Origin of the sequence: Sphingomonas sp. GCM10030256 (assembly GCF_042666415.1) — a bacterium.
Lineage (GTDB): Bacteria > Pseudomonadota > Alphaproteobacteria > Sphingomonadales > Sphingomonadaceae > Sphingomicrobium.
The window spans coordinates 1136669-1150739 of sequence record NZ_JBHTDI010000001.1 but is presented as its reverse complement, the minus strand read 5'-3'; the positions used below and the strand labels follow the sequence as shown (position 1 = coordinate 1150739).

The 14071-nt window shown below is 66.4% G+C and carries 14 protein-coding genes; 8 read left to right on the top strand and 6 right to left on the bottom strand.

What is annotated here, in order from left to right; translation table 11 throughout:
• Positions 1 to 11 precede the first annotated feature (11 nt).
• The gene (locus ACFQPG_RS05690; protein WP_380810883.1) at positions 12 to 1316 is read right to left on the bottom strand and encodes a UDP-glucose dehydrogenase family protein; all 1305 of its coding nucleotides are present in this window, start codon (positions 1314 to 1316) and stop codon (positions 12 to 14) included.
• A 212-nt stretch (positions 1317 to 1528) separates the two neighbouring features.
• Here ACFQPG_RS05690 and ACFQPG_RS05685 point away from each other — a divergent pair, with 212 nt between their 5' ends.
• The 6 genes from ACFQPG_RS05685 (at position 1529) to ACFQPG_RS05660 (ending at position 6505) form a co-directional block, all read left to right on the top strand.
• Complete coding sequence (locus ACFQPG_RS05685) at positions 1529 to 2332, top strand: energy transducer TonB (RefSeq protein ID WP_380810881.1); 804 nt, start codon at positions 1529 to 1531, stop codon at positions 2330 to 2332.
• Positions 2333 to 2376: 44 nt separating this feature from the next.
• Positions 2377 to 3726 carry a 30S ribosomal protein S12 methylthiotransferase RimO gene (gene rimO / locus ACFQPG_RS05680; RefSeq protein ID WP_380810879.1) on the top strand — a complete coding sequence of 450 codons (1350 nt, stop codon included), beginning with the start codon at positions 2377 to 2379 and terminating at the stop codon, positions 3724 to 3726.
• 73 nt (positions 3727 to 3799) lie between these two features.
• Positions 3800 to 4255 (top strand): CHRD domain-containing protein, encoded by a 456-nt coding sequence (locus ACFQPG_RS05675; protein WP_380810877.1) that lies wholly within the window; start codon positions 3800 to 3802, stop codon positions 4253 to 4255.
• Between the two features lie 44 nt (positions 4256 to 4299).
• Positions 4300 to 5718: a leucyl aminopeptidase family protein gene (locus ACFQPG_RS05670; RefSeq protein WP_380810875.1), complete on the top strand. Its 1419-nt coding sequence runs from the start codon at positions 4300 to 4302 to the stop codon at positions 5716 to 5718.
• Positions 5719 to 5841: 123 nt separating this feature from the next.
• Positions 5842 to 6198 carry a MarR family transcriptional regulator gene (locus ACFQPG_RS05665; protein ID WP_380811723.1) on the top strand — a complete coding sequence of 119 codons (357 nt, stop codon included), beginning with the start codon at positions 5842 to 5844 and terminating at the stop codon, positions 6196 to 6198.
• Positions 6146 to 6505 carry a hypothetical protein gene (locus tag ACFQPG_RS05660; RefSeq protein WP_380810873.1) on the top strand — a complete coding sequence of 120 codons (360 nt, stop codon included), beginning with the start codon at positions 6146 to 6148 and terminating at the stop codon, positions 6503 to 6505. The genes ACFQPG_RS05665 and ACFQPG_RS05660 overlap by 53 nt, the downstream gene beginning before the upstream one ends.
• Positions 6506 to 6560: 55 nt before the next feature.
• Here the strand turns inward: ACFQPG_RS05660 and mltG are convergent, their stop codons facing one another.
• The 3 genes from mltG to ACFQPG_RS05645 all read right to left on the bottom strand — a co-directional run bounded on the left by mltG (position 6561) and on the right by ACFQPG_RS05645 (position 9171).
• The gene (gene mltG, locus ACFQPG_RS05655) at positions 6561 to 7532 is read right to left on the bottom strand and encodes an endolytic transglycosylase MltG (RefSeq protein WP_380810871.1); all 972 of its coding nucleotides are present in this window, start codon (positions 7530 to 7532) and stop codon (positions 6561 to 6563) included.
• 40 nt (positions 7533 to 7572) lie between these two features.
• Positions 7573 to 8832 carry a beta-ketoacyl-ACP synthase II gene (gene fabF / locus ACFQPG_RS05650; protein ID WP_380810869.1) on the bottom strand — a complete coding sequence of 420 codons (1260 nt, stop codon included), beginning with the start codon at positions 8830 to 8832 and terminating at the stop codon, positions 7573 to 7575.
• Between the two features lie 102 nt (positions 8833 to 8934).
• Positions 8935 to 9171 carry an acyl carrier protein gene (locus ACFQPG_RS05645; protein WP_380810867.1) on the bottom strand — a complete coding sequence of 79 codons (237 nt, stop codon included), beginning with the start codon at positions 9169 to 9171 and terminating at the stop codon, positions 8935 to 8937.
• A gap of 108 nt (positions 9172 to 9279) precedes the next feature.
• Here ACFQPG_RS05645 and ACFQPG_RS05640 point away from each other — a divergent pair, with 108 nt between their 5' ends.
• Positions 9280 to 9756 carry a vgr related protein gene (locus ACFQPG_RS05640; RefSeq protein WP_380810865.1) on the top strand — a complete coding sequence of 159 codons (477 nt, stop codon included), beginning with the start codon at positions 9280 to 9282 and terminating at the stop codon, positions 9754 to 9756.
• 116 nt (positions 9757 to 9872) lie between these two features.
• Positions 9873 to 12335, top strand: a complete 2463-nt coding sequence (locus ACFQPG_RS05635) for a TonB-dependent receptor (protein WP_380810863.1) — start codon at positions 9873 to 9875, stop codon at positions 12333 to 12335.
• A 32-nt stretch (positions 12336 to 12367) separates the two neighbouring features.
• On the opposite strand, the gene grpE is transcribed toward ACFQPG_RS05635, so the two are convergent.
• Positions 12368 to 12910: a nucleotide exchange factor GrpE gene (grpE, locus tag ACFQPG_RS05630; RefSeq protein ID WP_380810861.1), complete on the bottom strand. Its 543-nt coding sequence runs from the start codon at positions 12908 to 12910 to the stop codon at positions 12368 to 12370.
• On the bottom strand, positions 12907 to 13938 hold the full coding sequence (gene hrcA, locus ACFQPG_RS05625; RefSeq protein WP_380810859.1) for a heat-inducible transcriptional repressor HrcA: 1032 nt from the start codon (positions 13936 to 13938) through the stop codon (positions 12907 to 12909). Before hrcA ends, grpE begins: the two co-directional genes overlap by 4 nt.
• Positions 13939 to 14071: the final 133 nt, after the last annotated feature.

The window sequence follows — 14071 nt, the reverse complement described above, 5'->3', positions numbered from 1 at the left end:
CCGCGAGGCTCCTACCCCCGGCCGATCCCCCGATAGGTGAGTCCGGCGCGCTTGACCTCTTCGGGCTCGTAGATGTTGCGCAGGTCGATGAGTGCGTTGCCCTTCATCGCCGCGGCGATCTCTCGGAGGTCGAGCGCACGGAATTCATCCCACTCCGTAACCAGGACGAGGGCATCGGCGTCCTTCACCGCAGCGAGCGGGTCGGCGGCGAACTCGACGTTGGGAAGCAGAGGCTCGGCCTGCTCGTGCCCGATAGGGTCGAAAGCGGCGACCCTTGCCCCACCTTCCTCGAGCCGCTTGATCAGGGCGAGACTCGGCGCGTCGCGCATGTCGTCGGTGTTGGGCTTGAAGGTCAGGCCGAGGACAGCGACGCGCTTGCCGTTGAGCTCCCCGCCGAGCGCTTCGGCAACGCGGTCGGCCATGCCGGCCTTCCGCGCGTCGTTGACCTCGACCACCGAATTGACGATCCGCATCGGCGCACCGTGCTGCTGCGCCGTCTGGAGCAGGGCCAGCGTATCCTTGGGGAAGCAGCTGCCGCCATAGCCGGGGCCGGCGTGCAGGAACTTCGGCCCAATGCGGTTATCGAGGCCGATGCCGCGCGCGACTTCCTGGACGTCGGCGCCGACCGCCTCGCACAAATCCGCGACTTCGTTGATGAAGCTGATCTTGGTCGCGAGGAAGGCGTTGGCGGCGTATTTGGTGAGTTCGGCCGTGCGGCGGCCGGTGAACAGGATCGGGGCCTTGTTGAGGAACAAGGGACGGTAGACTTCGCGCAGCACTTCGCGGGCGTGGTCGTCCTCGGCGCCGATGACGATGCGGTCGGGAATCTTGAAGTCGCGGATGGCGGCGCCTTCGCGGAGGAATTCGGGGTTGGAGGCGACGCTGGTCCCTTCGGGCGCGCCATTTTCCATGAGGATGCGAGTGATCTCGTCCCCGGTGCCGACCGGGACGGTGGACTTGGTGACGATCACCGCGGGGCGGGTCAGCGCCTCGGCGATCTCCTTGGCAGCGGCGAAGACATAGCTGAGATCGGCATGGCCGTCGCCGCGGCGGGCGGGCGTGCCGACGGCGATGAAGATGGCGTCAGCGCCTTCGATCCCCTTGCGCAGGTCGGTGGTGAACTGCAACCGGCCGCGCGCGACATTGTTGGCGACCAAGGCCTCCAGGCCCGGCTCCCAGATCGGCATGCGGCCGGCGTGAAGCCCCGCGATCTTGCCCTCGTCCTTGTCCACGCAGGTGACGTGATGGCCGAAGTCGGCAAAGCAGGCGCCTGAGACCAGGCCTACATAGCCGGTTCCGATCATCGCAATACGCATGGGCAGTCTCCGAAGGCCGAATGGGTTGGCGCAAGCTGTAACCAGCAACTTCCTGGCTGGCCAGCCGTGGCAGGGCCGTTCCGAACTTCCACCCTGCGCGACCAGACCGACGGGCGCCTGACGTGTGGCGAAGTACCGAACCAGCTCGTTCAGGCCGCCGAACGCCTGCAAAGACAATGGCCTGGGCGCTCGGACGAGGTTATGATTGTTCCATGCCGGCCCGCTCCATCGTCGATCCCAAGGACCGCTGGCGATCGGCCGCGATTGTCGCAGCGGTGCACTTGGCGCTGGGATATGCATTGGTGAGCGGGCTGGGCGTGTCGGTCGTACCGAGGTTGCAGGAACCGCTGGCGCTGATCGATTTGATTGACGAACCGGAGCCCGAGCCGGCGGCACCAATGCTCCCCGAACGGACCCAGGAGTTGACCGAGCGCCCCAAGGATCCCGAAGGCGCCGCTGCTCCGCCGGCGCTGCGCAACAGCCCGAAACCAATCATTGCGCCCGAGCCAGTGATCGAGCTGCCCATTCCGCCGCCCCTGGCCGCGGCTCCGGTCCCGGGGGAAGGAACCGCCCCGGCCGCAGGTGCGGCGCCAATCCCCGGACCAGGTACGGGGCGCGGCGGGACTGGCGAAGGACTGGGCGCGGGACGCTTCGGTAGCGGCACGGGCGGAGGCGGCGGCGGCGGACTGGCGCGGGAGCCGGAGTATCTGCGCGGGCGGATCGACTGGCGCGACGTCCCGGCACCCGTGCTTGCGACCCGTCCCCGCGGCACGGTTCGTTTCCGGCTACTGGTCGGTCGCGACGGACGAGTCCGCGACTGCCGGGTCACGGCATCGAGCGGCCATCGCGGCCTTGACGCCGCGACTTGCCAGGCAGCCGTCAGGCGGCTGCGCTACGCACCGGCCCGGAACACAGCCGGACGCCCGGTCGAGGCATGGACGGTCGGCGAGAACGAGTGGATTCCCAAAGCGCCTCCGCCCGACCGCTGGTACGAGCCCGAAGAGGTGCGCGACTAACCGTCTCGATTTTGCCCCAAAAATCCGCTAGGGGGCCCCCTCCCATGGCAACGATACTCCCCTCCCCGCCGCGCGTCGGCATGGTTTCGCTCGGCTGTCCCAAGAACCTGGTCGACAGCGAGCGCATCCTCACCAAGCTGCGCGCCGAAGGCTACCAGATGTCCGCGGACTATTCCGGCGCGGACGTCGTGCTGGTCAATACCTGCGGCTTCCTGGACAGCGCCAAGGAGGAAAGCCTGGAAGCGATCGGTGAGGCCATCGCCGAGAACGGCCGTGTGATCGTCACCGGATGCATGGGCAAGGAAGCCGAAGTGATCCGCGCCCGCTTCCCCAACGTGCTCGCGGTGACCGGCGCGCACCAGTATGAGGACGTAGTTTCGGCGGTGCACGAGGCAGCGCCGCCGGTGCCCTCGCCGTTCCTGGACCTGATGCCGGAAGCCGGGCTGAAGCTTACTCCGCGGCACTACAGCTATCTCAAGATTTCCGAGGGCTGCAACCATCGCTGCGCCTTCTGCATCATCCCGCAGCTGCGCGGCGACCTTGTTAGCCGCCGGCCGGACGCGATCCTTCGCGAGGCGGAGAAGCTGATGGCCGCCGGCACGCGCGAGCTGCTGGTCATCAGCCAGGACACCAGCGCCTACGGACTGGACCTGAAGCACGCGGCCTGGCCGTGGAAGGGCGGCGAGGTCAGGGCGCACATGACCGACGTGGCGCGCGAGCTCGGCAAGCTCGGCGCGTGGGTGCGGCTCCACTATGTATACCCCTATCCCCATGTCGACCGGATCATGCCGTTGATGGCAGAGGGGCTGGTACTCCCCTACCTCGACATTCCGTTCCAGCATGCCAGCCCCAAGGTGCTTCGTGCGATGAGGCGGCCGGCGAATGAAGCTCGGGTCCTGGAGCGCCTGAAGGAATGGCGCGCGATGGTCCCGGACATCGCCATCCGCTCCAGCTTCGTGGTCGGTTTCCCCGGCGAGACCGAGGACGACTTCCGCTACCTGCTCGAGTGGCTCGAGGAAGCGCAGCTCGACCGGGTCGGGGCGTTCCGGTTCGAGCCTGTCGAGGGCGCCGCCGCCAACGACCTGCCGGACGCGGTGGCGGAGGAGGTGAAGGAAGAGCGCTACGCCCGGGTGATGGAACTGACCGCTCGTATTTCGGCCGAGAAGCTGGCCGCGAAGGTCGGCAAGTCGCTGGACGTGATCATCGATGCGGTCGATGCCGAGACCGGCGGCGCGACTGGCCGGAGCAAGGCCGACGCTCCCGAGATCGACGGCGAGGTCCACCTGCGCGACGCCGGGCACCTTCAGACCGGCGACGTCGTCCAGGTAACGGTCGAGGACAGCGACGAGCACGACCTGTTCGGCGTTCCGGAGCGGATCGCCGCGGCGGCCTAGACCATCCGCAAGCCGCGGATTTGACTTACCTGTGTTAAGAACTTGCTCGCCGGGGAACGCAGGAGACCGCGCGATGGCCTTGAAAACATTCGCTTATGCAACCTTCATGTCTGCTGTGCTCACCGGAGTGGCGTTGTCGGCGCCAGTCGCGGAGGGCGGCCGCAAGTTCACGACCGAGTTGACCGGAGAGGCCGAGGTCAATGCCCAGGGCGTGCCAAACCAGGGCGACCTGGACGGAACCGGCACGGCTCAGGTCACGCTCAACCCGGGACAGGGCCGGGTTTGCTGGGACATCACCGTGTCCGGGATCGCTGCGCCAACTCGCGGCCATATCCATGAGGCGCCGACCGGTCAGAATGGCGCAATCGCGGTCGGCTTCTTCGAAGCGAACAATGTGGCACTGTCCGGCTGCACCGATGTTGACCGCGCCCAGATCAAGGAGATCATCAAGCGGCCGCAAGACTATTACGTCAACATCCACAACCCCGAATTCCCCGGCGGAGCGCTGCGCGGCCAACTCAGCAAATAAGCTCTCGGCTATCGCTCGCCCTCCGGCTTGGCTAAGGGCGGACGATGACCGACTTTGCCGAGCTGCTGCAGCCCGACCGCGGCCAGGATGCCCGTACCATTCATTTGGTTGACAAGGCCGGGTTCGACGACTGGGCCAAGCGTCAGTCCGCGTCGCGGCGGGCGCTGTTGGCGGCCATGCACTTCGAGGGCAAGACTCCTTACCAGTTTGCAATCCTGCCCGCCGGTCAGGGCAGCGACGAGTTCGAGATCGTCGCAACGGTTGCGAACGTGTCGAGCCTGTCGCCCTGGTGCCTTGCGAAACTGGGCCAGGCGCTGCCTGAAGCCCGCTATCGCCTTGCAGGTGGGCATCAGCCAGGACCCGCCGCCCTGGGCTGGCTGCTGGAGCAGCACCGGTTCGACCGTTACAAGACCAAGCCGGCACCGGAGCGCGGCCCGCGGGTGCTGCTGAGCGGCGACGCTGCGCGGATCGGGGAGACGGTCCGGCTTGCCGAGGCGACCACACTGGTCCGCGATCTGGTCGACACGCCCGCCGCCGACCTCGGCCCGGCCGAGCTGGAGCAGGCCGTCCGCGACCGATCCGCTGATTGGGGGGCCGAGATCAGCGTCACGAAGGGCGACGCGCTGGAGCAAGGCTATCCGATGGTCGCCGCCGTTGGACGCGCGGCCGTACCGCAGCGGGCACCACGGATGATCGAGCTGACATGGGGCGATCCAAAGAACCCGCGAGTGGCGGTGATCGGCAAGGGCGTCTGCTTCGACAGCGGCGGGCTGGACATCAAGCCGGCCAGCGGCATGCGGCTGATGAAGAAGGACATGGGCGGCGCGGCGCACGCGCTGGCGCTGGCCGGACTGATCGTCGGCGGTCGGCTGCCCGTCCGGCTGCACCTGCTGATCCCGGCGGTCGAGAATGCGGTTTCCGGAAACGCCTTCCGGCCGGGCGACGTGCTGACCGCCCGCTCCGGAGTGACGGTGGAGATCGACAACACGGATGCGGAAGGCCGGTTGATCCTGGGTGACGCGCTGACTCGGGCCGGCGAGGAAAAGCCGGCGCTGATGATCGACTTCGCCACCCTGACCGGAGCCGCGCGAGTTGCGCTCGGCCCCGACCTGCCGCCGCTGTTCTGCAACGACGAGCCGGTGGCGGAGGCGATTCTTGCCGGTGCAAAGGCTGTGGACGACCCAGTGTGGCGGATGCCTTTGTGGGACCGCTATGAGGAGATGCTGAAGTCGGACATCGCCGACTTCGCCAACAGCGCCAACTCGCCCATGGCCGGCTGCGTCACGGCCGCCTTGTTCCTTCGCCGGTTCGTGCCGGAGGGCACCGCATGGGCGCACTTCGACACCTTCGCGTGGCGTCCGTCGGCTAAGCCGGGCCGTCCGGCGGGCGGCGATGCGCTTGGTCTGCGGGCCGCTTTTGCGGCTCTGGAGCGGCTGTTCGGCAGCGGCCTGCCCAGGCCTTGAGCGTTCTTTTTCGACCCAAACCCTGTCGGATACGCAACAATTCCGGCCCTGACCGGTTAACCGTGGACTGCGCCAATCCAAGGAGAGTCCAGTCCAATGAGCGAAGTATCGCTGAGCGGGTGGATGCGGGCGCTGGTCGGATATGTCCGCTCCGGCGAGCCGGATCTCACCAATCGGCAGATGGCTTTGCTGATGATCGTGTATCTGACGCCCGGGCCGCACACGGTGCGAGGGCTCGCGCGGATGCTCGGTGTCTCCAAGCCCGTCGTGACCCGCGCCTTGAACACGCTTGGTGCTCTCGGCTATCTGCGCCGCGAACGCGACCAGGACGACCGTCGCAATGTGTTCGTCGTCCGCACCAACAGCGGGGCAGATTTCCTTGAAGGCTTCAAGCGCAACATCCGCGGCACTGAGCGCGGCGGAGACGATGGGAGCGGAAGGCGCCCTGCCCTGTCGCAACTCGCCCACGCGGGCAGCTGAGGGCGGCTTCCGGCTTGCTGGGCCATCCAACCTGCCGGATGCGGCGTTTCACGCCTATCGCCGTGACCTCGCGGACGCTGCTCTCGCCGGACAGGTGATCGCATCCCACTACGCCGACCCGCTGGAGCGCCGTCTGGCATTCGCCGCACCGCTGCTTGCCGGACCTGATGAGGCGGCGGCGGTGCTGGCCGAGTTGCAGCCTGGCGACCTGCTGGAGATGCTGGACAACAGCCGCGGCTGGGCGTGGGGCTATGCCGGGCCGGAGCGGCGCGTCGGTTATGTGAAGAGCGCCGCGATCGGCGGCTAGCGTTTGTCCGAGGGCAACGCATACCTGGGCTCCTGTCAGCGCAGGAGCACATCCCTTACATCTCGCCGCGTGACCGGCGCAGCGCGTACCATTTCTGGACGTTGGCGTTGTGCTCGGCGAGGGTCTCGGCGAACACATGACCCCCGGTCCCATCCGCGACGAAGTACAGCGCCTTGGTCGGAGCAGGATCGAGAACGGCCGCGATGCTGTCACGGCCCGGATTGGCGATCGGACCGTCGGGCAGCCCTGGCTTGCGGTAGGTGTTGTAGCCGGTGTCGGCGTTCAGCTCGGAGCGACGGATGCGACGGCCGAGCGGCTTGCCCTTCGTGATAGGGTAAATCACCGTGGGATCGGCATCCAGCTTCATTCCGATGCGCAGGCGGTTGCAATAGACGCCCGCGACCGTGCGCCGCTCGGACGGTTTGCCAGTCTCCTTCTCGACGATCGAGGCGAGGGTTACGGCGTCGGCCCTGGAGGCGACCGGACAATTGTTGTTCGTCCGCTTGGCCCAGAGCTGGTCTAGCGTGCGGGTCATCGCGGCCTGCATGCGCGCGGCGATGGCGGCGCGGCTTTCGCCCCGTTTGTAGCTGTAGCTGTCGGGCAGCACCGCGCCTTCCGGAATGAATGGAACCGCGCCGCTGGCGTGCTGCAAGCCGGCAAGCTTTTCCTGCACGATGATCGAGGGTGTGCCCTCCGGGATCGTCACCAGGCGCTGCACCGGCTGTCCATGCTGGAGCAGGGCGAGCACCTTGGCGCCGCCCATGCCTTTTGGAATCTCGAACTCGCCGGCCTGGACCGGATCCCCCGAGCCGAACAGCCGGGCCATCAACCGGTAGGTACGGGCGCTGCCCGGGATCACCCCCTGCCGCTCGAGTTGTGCAGCGACCTTGGTGAGGGTTGAGCCTTCCTCGACGACCACCGTGTGCGGACCATCCTTGGGACCGGGAGCGGCCCACAGGAGGTAATAGGCACCGGCTCCGAGCAGGGAGCCGAAGACGGCGGCGATCAGGAGTGCGCGTTTCAGCATCTGGGTCCATTGTACCCCGGCGCAGGCCGGGGCACGTCCATCAATCGACCGCCCGCATCACCAGCGAAGCATTGGTGCCGCCGAAGCCGAAACTGTTGTTCAGCACAGCACGGACCCTGCGCTTCCTGGCCTTGTGCGGGACAAGGTCCACGCCATCGGTGCCCTCGTCGGGATCGTCCAGATTGAGCGTCGGCGGCACGATCTGGTCGCGGATCGCGAGAATGCAGAAGATGCTCTCCACGGCTCCGGCACCGCCCAGCAGATGCCCGATCGCCGACTTGGTGCTGCTCATCGACGCCCCGCCCAGGTCGTCGCCGAACACGCGCTTGGCCGCGCCAAGCTCGATCGTGTCGGCCATCGTCGAGGTGCCGTGGGCATTGATATAGTCGATGTCGCCCGGTTGCAGGCCGGCCTTCCTCAGCGCCATCAGCATCGCCAGCTCGGCACCTTTCCCCTCCGGGTGCGGCGCAGTGACGTGATAAGCATCGCCCGACAGGCCATAGCCGACCACCTCAGCGTATATCTTCGCTCCGCGCGCCTTGGCGTGCTCATATTCCTCGAGCACGATGACGCCCGCCCCTTCGCCCATGACGAACCCGTCGCGCCCCTTGTCGTACGGCCGGCTCGCCTGCTCCGGACGGTCGTTGAAGCTCATGTTGAGCGCTCGCGCCTGCGCGAAGCCGGCAACGCCGATCGGGCAGATGGTCGCCTCGGCCCCGCCCGCCAGCATGATATCAGCATCGTCTTCGCGGATCATCCGCGCCGCGTCGCCAATCGAGTGCGCGCCAGTCGAGCAGGCGGTCACGACCGAGTGATTGGGCCCCATCAGGCCGTACTTGATGCTCACCTGCCCCGAGATGAGGTTGATCAGCCGCCCATGGACAAAGTGCGGGCTGACCCGGCTCGGCCCCTTGTCGGCCAGGATCAGCGACTCCTTTTCGATCCCCGGCAGGCCGCCGATTCCGGAGCCGATCGAACAGCCGGCGCGCAGCCGCATCGCCTCGCCCATCTCGCTCAGACCAGCATCCTCGATGGCCTGCCCGGCCGCGTCGATGCCATAGACGATGAACGGGTCGACCTGCCGCTGGACCTTGTGGTCGACGCGCCGGTCCGGGTCGAAGCCGTATTCGTGATCCTTGGGCTTCACCTCGCAAGCGATGCGGCACTTCTGATCGGATGCGTCGAAACGTGTGATGGGCCCCGCGCCGCTCTTGGCTGCAAGGATGTTTGACCAGGTGGTTTCCACGTCAGCCCCCAACGGGGTGACGAGGCCTAGACCAGTGACCACTACTCGGCGCATCGCCTCACTCCATCTCGCTCATATGCAAACGGCCTCCCGATGAGCCGGGAAGCCGTTCGTGCCGCCTTGTCTTTCGTCCACTGTCAGGCGGCAGTCGGCCAATCAGCCCTGGTTCTGGTCGATGTAGCTGATCGCGTCCTTGACGGTGGTGATCTTTTCCGCGGCGTCATCGGGGATTTCGACCCCGAACTCTTCCTCGAACGCCATGACCAGCTCGACGATGTCGAGGCTGTCGGCACCCAGGTCGTCGATGAAGCTGGCGTCCTCGGTCACCTTATCGGCTTCCACGCCGAGATGCTCGACGACGATCTTCTTTACGCGTTCCGCGGTCTCGCTCATGTCAGTCTTTCCTCCTGTATGGAATTTGGGCTCTGCCCTAGCGGCGGCGCGGAGCGGCGGCAAGTCTCGGCTTGGCTTGTGGGAATGCGCCGCTTAGGCCTCCCCAGGATGAAGGTCGCACGCCCACTTACTGCTGGTGAAATCGAGCTGTGCCGAAGCGTCTTCGGCGACGCCGTGGAGTACGACCGCGTGCGGCTGGTGCGGGGGAAGTGGTGGCCGCTCCAGCCCCGCGGGATCGTCATGGCGCCGACCGGCAACATCCATTTCCACCCGGCAGACCCGCGCTGGTCGGACGATTTCGTCCAGGCGTCGCTCAGCCTCCAAGGCCTGTTCATCCATGAGATGACCCACGTCTGGCAGACACAGACTCGCGGGCGGTTCTATCTGCCGCTGATGCGGCACCCTTTCTGCCGCTACGCCTACCAGTTCGTCCCGGGCCGGACCTTCGACCGGTACGGGTTGGAGCAACAGGCCGAGATCGTCCGCCACGCCTTTCTGCAAAGCCGCGGTATCAAGCTTGCCGGCATGGCGGATCCCGCGATCCTGCCCTTCGTCGCAGCCGCAGACACGAGCGCCACTGCCTGACTGTCACCTAGTCGCAACAATGTGCGTCAGAACAAGGTCGGTTCGGGAGCGCAACCTTTTCGTTCCCTCCTGCGCAAGATAGCCTCCCCTCCAGCAAACTTCAGGGGGATCGATCGATGGGACATTGCAAAGTTCTCGTTCAGGGCCTGCTTGCCGGCACTGCATTGATCGCGGTTCCCAATTCGGCGCTTGCCCAGACCACCCAGGAGGAGTCGGCCCAAGCTGCGAACCAGCCCGACGATATCGCTCCGACCGAGATCATCGTCACCGCGACCAAGCGTGCGTCGACCGTCCAGGACGTCCCCTTTTCGATCAACGCGCAAACTCAGGAAGACATCCAGCGAGCGAATGCGCAGACGATCGAGGACATCAGCCGCAATGTCGCGGGCCTAACGATCCAGAACCTGGGGCCGGGCCAGAGCCAGGTTTCGGTCCGCGGCGTTTCGGCCGGGCAGATCGTCCGCGACCAGCCAGGCGTCAAGGAACAGGTCGGCGTCTATCTCGACGAGAGCGTGGTCTCCGTGTCGCTGTTCACGCCCGACTTCGACCTGTTCGACCTGAACCGCGTGGAGACCCTGCGCGGGCCGCAGGGCACCCTATTCGGCTCGGGCTCGGTCGGCGGCACCGTACGCTACATCACCAACCAGCCTCGGCTCGGCCGCACGGAAGGGCTGGTTGAGGGGAACGTCAACATCGTCGACGAAGGGGACCTCGGCTACCATCTCAAGGGTGCTATCAACGTTCCGCTCGGTTCGACCGCAGCGATCCGCGCAGTGGCTTACGGCACCCATTATGCCGGCTTCATCGACGCGGAGGGGCCGGGGGGCGGCAAGGACGTCAACGACGGCTCGCGGGTGGGCGGCCGGCTATCGCTGCTGTGGGAGCCCACCGACGCCATCAAGATCACTCCGCGCGCCGTTTATCAGGTGATCCGCGCCAATGGCTTCAACCGCGAGGAGGTGTTCAACCTCTACGCCAACCCGCTTACCACCACCCGCCCGCAGGTGGACCTCGGCAAGCGCGAGCAGTTCCTGCTGCTCGAAGAGGATTTCAAGGACGAGACACTGCTGGCCGATCTGACCGGCAGTATCGACCTTGGCGGCGTCGAGCTCGCCTCCGTCACAAGCTACATCAACCGCGACATCCTGGTCAGCCGCGATGCCTCCGCTTTGTCCGGGTCGGTGTCGGACGATCTCGGCTTCGTCGATGCGGCGATCCTGCTTCCGTCCAACCTTCGCGACCGGACGGACCTCAAGCAATGGACGCAGGAGTTGCGGCTGGCCTCCACGGGCGACAGCCCATTCCAGTGGGTCCTCGGCGGCTTCTATTCGACCGTCGACCGCAAATATCGCCAGCGCCTTCCCACTCCCGGCTACGACGCGTTCGACGACGCGTTCCTCGCCGGGCTGTGCTTCACCCCGGCACCCGGCTCACAGCCCGCCTGCCGCTCGCCGGGAGTGCCGCTCCAGTCGTCCGATCTCGCTAACGGCTTCCCGGCGGATTCGCCCTACAACGCCGACCTGCCCTACGACATCAAGCAAAGGGCGGTGTTCGGGGAAGCGAGTTATGACTTCGGCCAGATCAAGCTGACTGGCGGCGCGCGATATTACGACTTCGACGAGAAGCGCGACTTCGTTTCGGGCGGTCTGTTCTCCAATGGCGACACCCGGATCGGCGACAAGACGTCGTCGAAGGGCGTCAGCCCACGCGCGATCGTCACCTACGAAGCGAACCGCAACCTCAGCGTCAACGTCCAGGCGGCGAAGGGCTTTCGCCTGGGCGGGGTCAACGACCCGCTTAACCTGCCGCTTTGCTCGGACACTGACGAGGCGCTGTTCGGCCCGTTTGCTGGCGCCTATGATGATGAAACACTGTGGAACTACGAAGCCGGCGTGAAATACTCGCGGGGACCGGTGACGTTCAACGCCGCGGCGTTCAAGACGAAGATCAAGGACCTGCAGGTCACACTGGACGCGGGGAGCTGTTCCTCGCGAATCGTGTTCAACGTCGACAAGGCCCATACTCAGGGCGTGGAAGCGGAGTTCAACGTCCGCCCGGCACAGGGGCTCGACCTGTCGTTCGCTGGAAGCCTGGTTGAGGCGGAGTTCGACACGACGCTGCCGGGCGCGCTTGCCACCACAACCGGTATCCGCGACGGCAACCGGCTGCCCACCGTGCCAAAGTACCAGTTCGCGTTCACGGCCAATTATGGCCAGCGCTGGGGAACGGGCGACTGGTATGTGAACGCCAGCTATCAAAGGGTCGGAAGCCGCTTCACCCAGCCGGCGGACCAGGAGAACAATCCGCGGACGTTCTTCTACGGCAACAATTTCGGCGGGATCCCGGCGACTGCCGGGACCACGCTGGACCTGAAGCTGCCAGCCTACGACCTGGTCAGCCTGTCCGCAGGGATGAGCTTCGACACCGGGCTTGAGCTGGTGGCTTACGCCAACAACCTATTCGACGAGAATCCCAAGCTGTCGTTCGACAAGGAGCGCGGTGGGCGAGCGCGGCTCGGCTTCAACGTGGGTCAGCCGCGGACCATCGGCCTGACGATCCGGCAGCGGTTCGGGCAATAACTCAAACCCTCTCCCGCTTGCGGGAGAGGGGCTCAGGCCTTGGCTACTCCGACCAGCGCGGGCCGCAGGAGGCGATCCTTGAGCATGTAGCCGGCCTGCATCTCCTCGACGATCGTGCCCGGCTCGGCCTCCGCGTGCGGAACTTCGATCATCGCCTGATGCTTGTTGGGGTCGAGCGCCTGGCCCTTGGCCTCGACCCTCGTGATGCCGTTGCGCGCGAAAATCGCGTCAAGCTCGCGCGCGGTGGCCTCGATGCCCTCCAGGAAGTTGCGGAACCGTTCGTCTTCGCGCGCGCCATCCGGCACGTGCGACAGCGCGCGGTCGAGATTGTCCTTCACGCTCAACATGTCGCGGGCAAAGCCGGTGTTTGCATAAGCCGCGGCCTGGACCTTCTCGCCCTCCAGCCGGCGGCGGACGTTCTGCACCTCGGCAGCGGCGTAGAGCGCCTTCGCGTTCGCCTCCTCCAGCTGCTTTTCAAGTTCCGCCACCCGATCATGCTCCTGCAGTTCCGGAGCGTCGGCGGCGGTTTCGGCGCGAATTTCCTTGGCCTCGTCATGAAGCTTGTCGTTCATCATCCCATCAATCTCGTAAGTGCTTGAGCTGTGTAATCCACCATGGGCACCACGCGCGCATAGTTCAACCGCGTGGGGCCAATCACGCCGACGACCCCTATGACTTGCCCCTCACTCCCGCGATAGGGCGCGGCAATGACACTGGAGCCCGAAAGGGCGAACATCCGGTTCTCGCTGCCGATGAATATCCGGCACCCCTGCCCGTCGCGCGCGCCTTCCAGCAGGCGGACGATTTCCTGCCGGTCCTCAAGCTCGTCCAGCAGCCGGCGGACCCGGTCGAGGTCGGCAGCGGCCGCCTCGTCGATAAGGTTCGCCTGACCACGGACGATCAGGATCGGGCGCCGGCTTCCGTCCTCGCGCCACTCGGCCATGCCGGAAGCGACCAGTTCGGCGGCGGCAAGGTCGATCGCCTCGCGCCGCTCCCGGATTTCTGTGCGCAGCCGCGCCTCGGCCTCGGCGAGGGTCAGGCCGGACAAGCGGCTGGTGACGTAGTTCGCCACTTCGGCCAGCGCCGGGGCGGCCATGCCGGGCGGCAGGTCGACAACGCGATTCTCGACGTTTCCGTCCGCCCCGACCAGCACTGCGAGCGCCTGCCCCGGACCTAGCGGCACGAACGACAACTGCCGCAACTGCAGCTCCGCCTTCGGTGCGACCACCACGCCGGCGCAGGCCGACAGGCCGGACAGGGCGGCGGTGGCGTTGGCGAGCGCTTCCTCGATCGGCCGGTCGCGAATCTGCCGCTCGATCACGGCGCGCTCCTGCTTGCCGGGCAAGTGGGCCTGCATGATCCCATCGACGAACAGGCGCAGGCCGCTCTCGGTTGGGATCCGGCCGGCCGAGGTATGCGGATGAGTGAGGAGTCCGCGCTCCTCCAGCTCCTGCATCACGGAGCGGATCGAGGCTGGCGAGAGGTTCACGGTTCCGGCAAGGATCTTCGATCCGACCGGCTGGCCGCGCTCCAGATACGCCTCAACCACCAGGCCGAAGATGGACCGCATGCGGTCGGTAAGTTCTCCGATCGGTGGGGACATGGGCGTGGATGTAGGCGAGCGCCGCCGTCCCCTCAATCCGTCAGGTTCGAGCGACGCCGAGAAACAGCCTCGACTGCGCTCGGCAGTGCCCCTCGACTTCGCTCGGGGCGAACGGGTAAGGGGCGGCGCACAC

Coding starts and splice junctions, on each gene's coding strand:
- ACFQPG_RS05690 (WP_380810883.1), bottom strand. CDS start 1,316: ATGCGTATTGCGATGATCGGAACCGGCTATGTAGGCCTGGTCTCAGGC.
- ACFQPG_RS05685 (WP_380810881.1), top strand. CDS start 1,529: ATGCCGGCCCGCTCCATCGTCGATCCCAAGGACCGCTGGCGATCGGCC.
- rimO (WP_380810879.1), top strand. CDS start 2,377: ATGGCAACGATACTCCCCTCCCCGCCGCGCGTCGGCATGGTTTCGCTC.
- ACFQPG_RS05675 (WP_380810877.1), top strand. CDS start 3,800: ATGGCCTTGAAAACATTCGCTTATGCAACCTTCATGTCTGCTGTGCTC.
- ACFQPG_RS05670 (WP_380810875.1), top strand. CDS start 4,300: ATGACCGACTTTGCCGAGCTGCTGCAGCCCGACCGCGGCCAGGATGCC.
- ACFQPG_RS05665 (WP_380811723.1), top strand. CDS start 5,842: ATGCGGGCGCTGGTCGGATATGTCCGCTCCGGCGAGCCGGATCTCACC.
- ACFQPG_RS05660 (WP_380810873.1), top strand. CDS start 6,146: ATGGGAGCGGAAGGCGCCCTGCCCTGTCGCAACTCGCCCACGCGGGCA.
- mltG (WP_380810871.1), bottom strand. CDS start 7,532: ATGCTGAAACGCGCACTCCTGATCGCCGCCGTCTTCGGCTCCCTGCTC.
- fabF (WP_380810869.1), bottom strand. CDS start 8,832: ATGCGCCGAGTAGTGGTCACTGGTCTAGGCCTCGTCACCCCGTTGGGG.
- ACFQPG_RS05645 (WP_380810867.1), bottom strand. CDS start 9,171: ATGAGCGAGACCGCGGAACGCGTAAAGAAGATCGTCGTCGAGCATCTC.
- ACFQPG_RS05640 (WP_380810865.1), top strand. CDS start 9,280: ATGAAGGTCGCACGCCCACTTACTGCTGGTGAAATCGAGCTGTGCCGA.
- ACFQPG_RS05635 (WP_380810863.1), top strand. CDS start 9,873: ATGGGACATTGCAAAGTTCTCGTTCAGGGCCTGCTTGCCGGCACTGCA.
- grpE (WP_380810861.1), bottom strand. CDS start 12,910: ATGATGAACGACAAGCTTCATGACGAGGCCAAGGAAATTCGCGCCGAA.
- hrcA (WP_380810859.1), bottom strand. CDS start 13,938: ATGTCCCCACCGATCGGAGAACTTACCGACCGCATGCGGTCCATCTTC.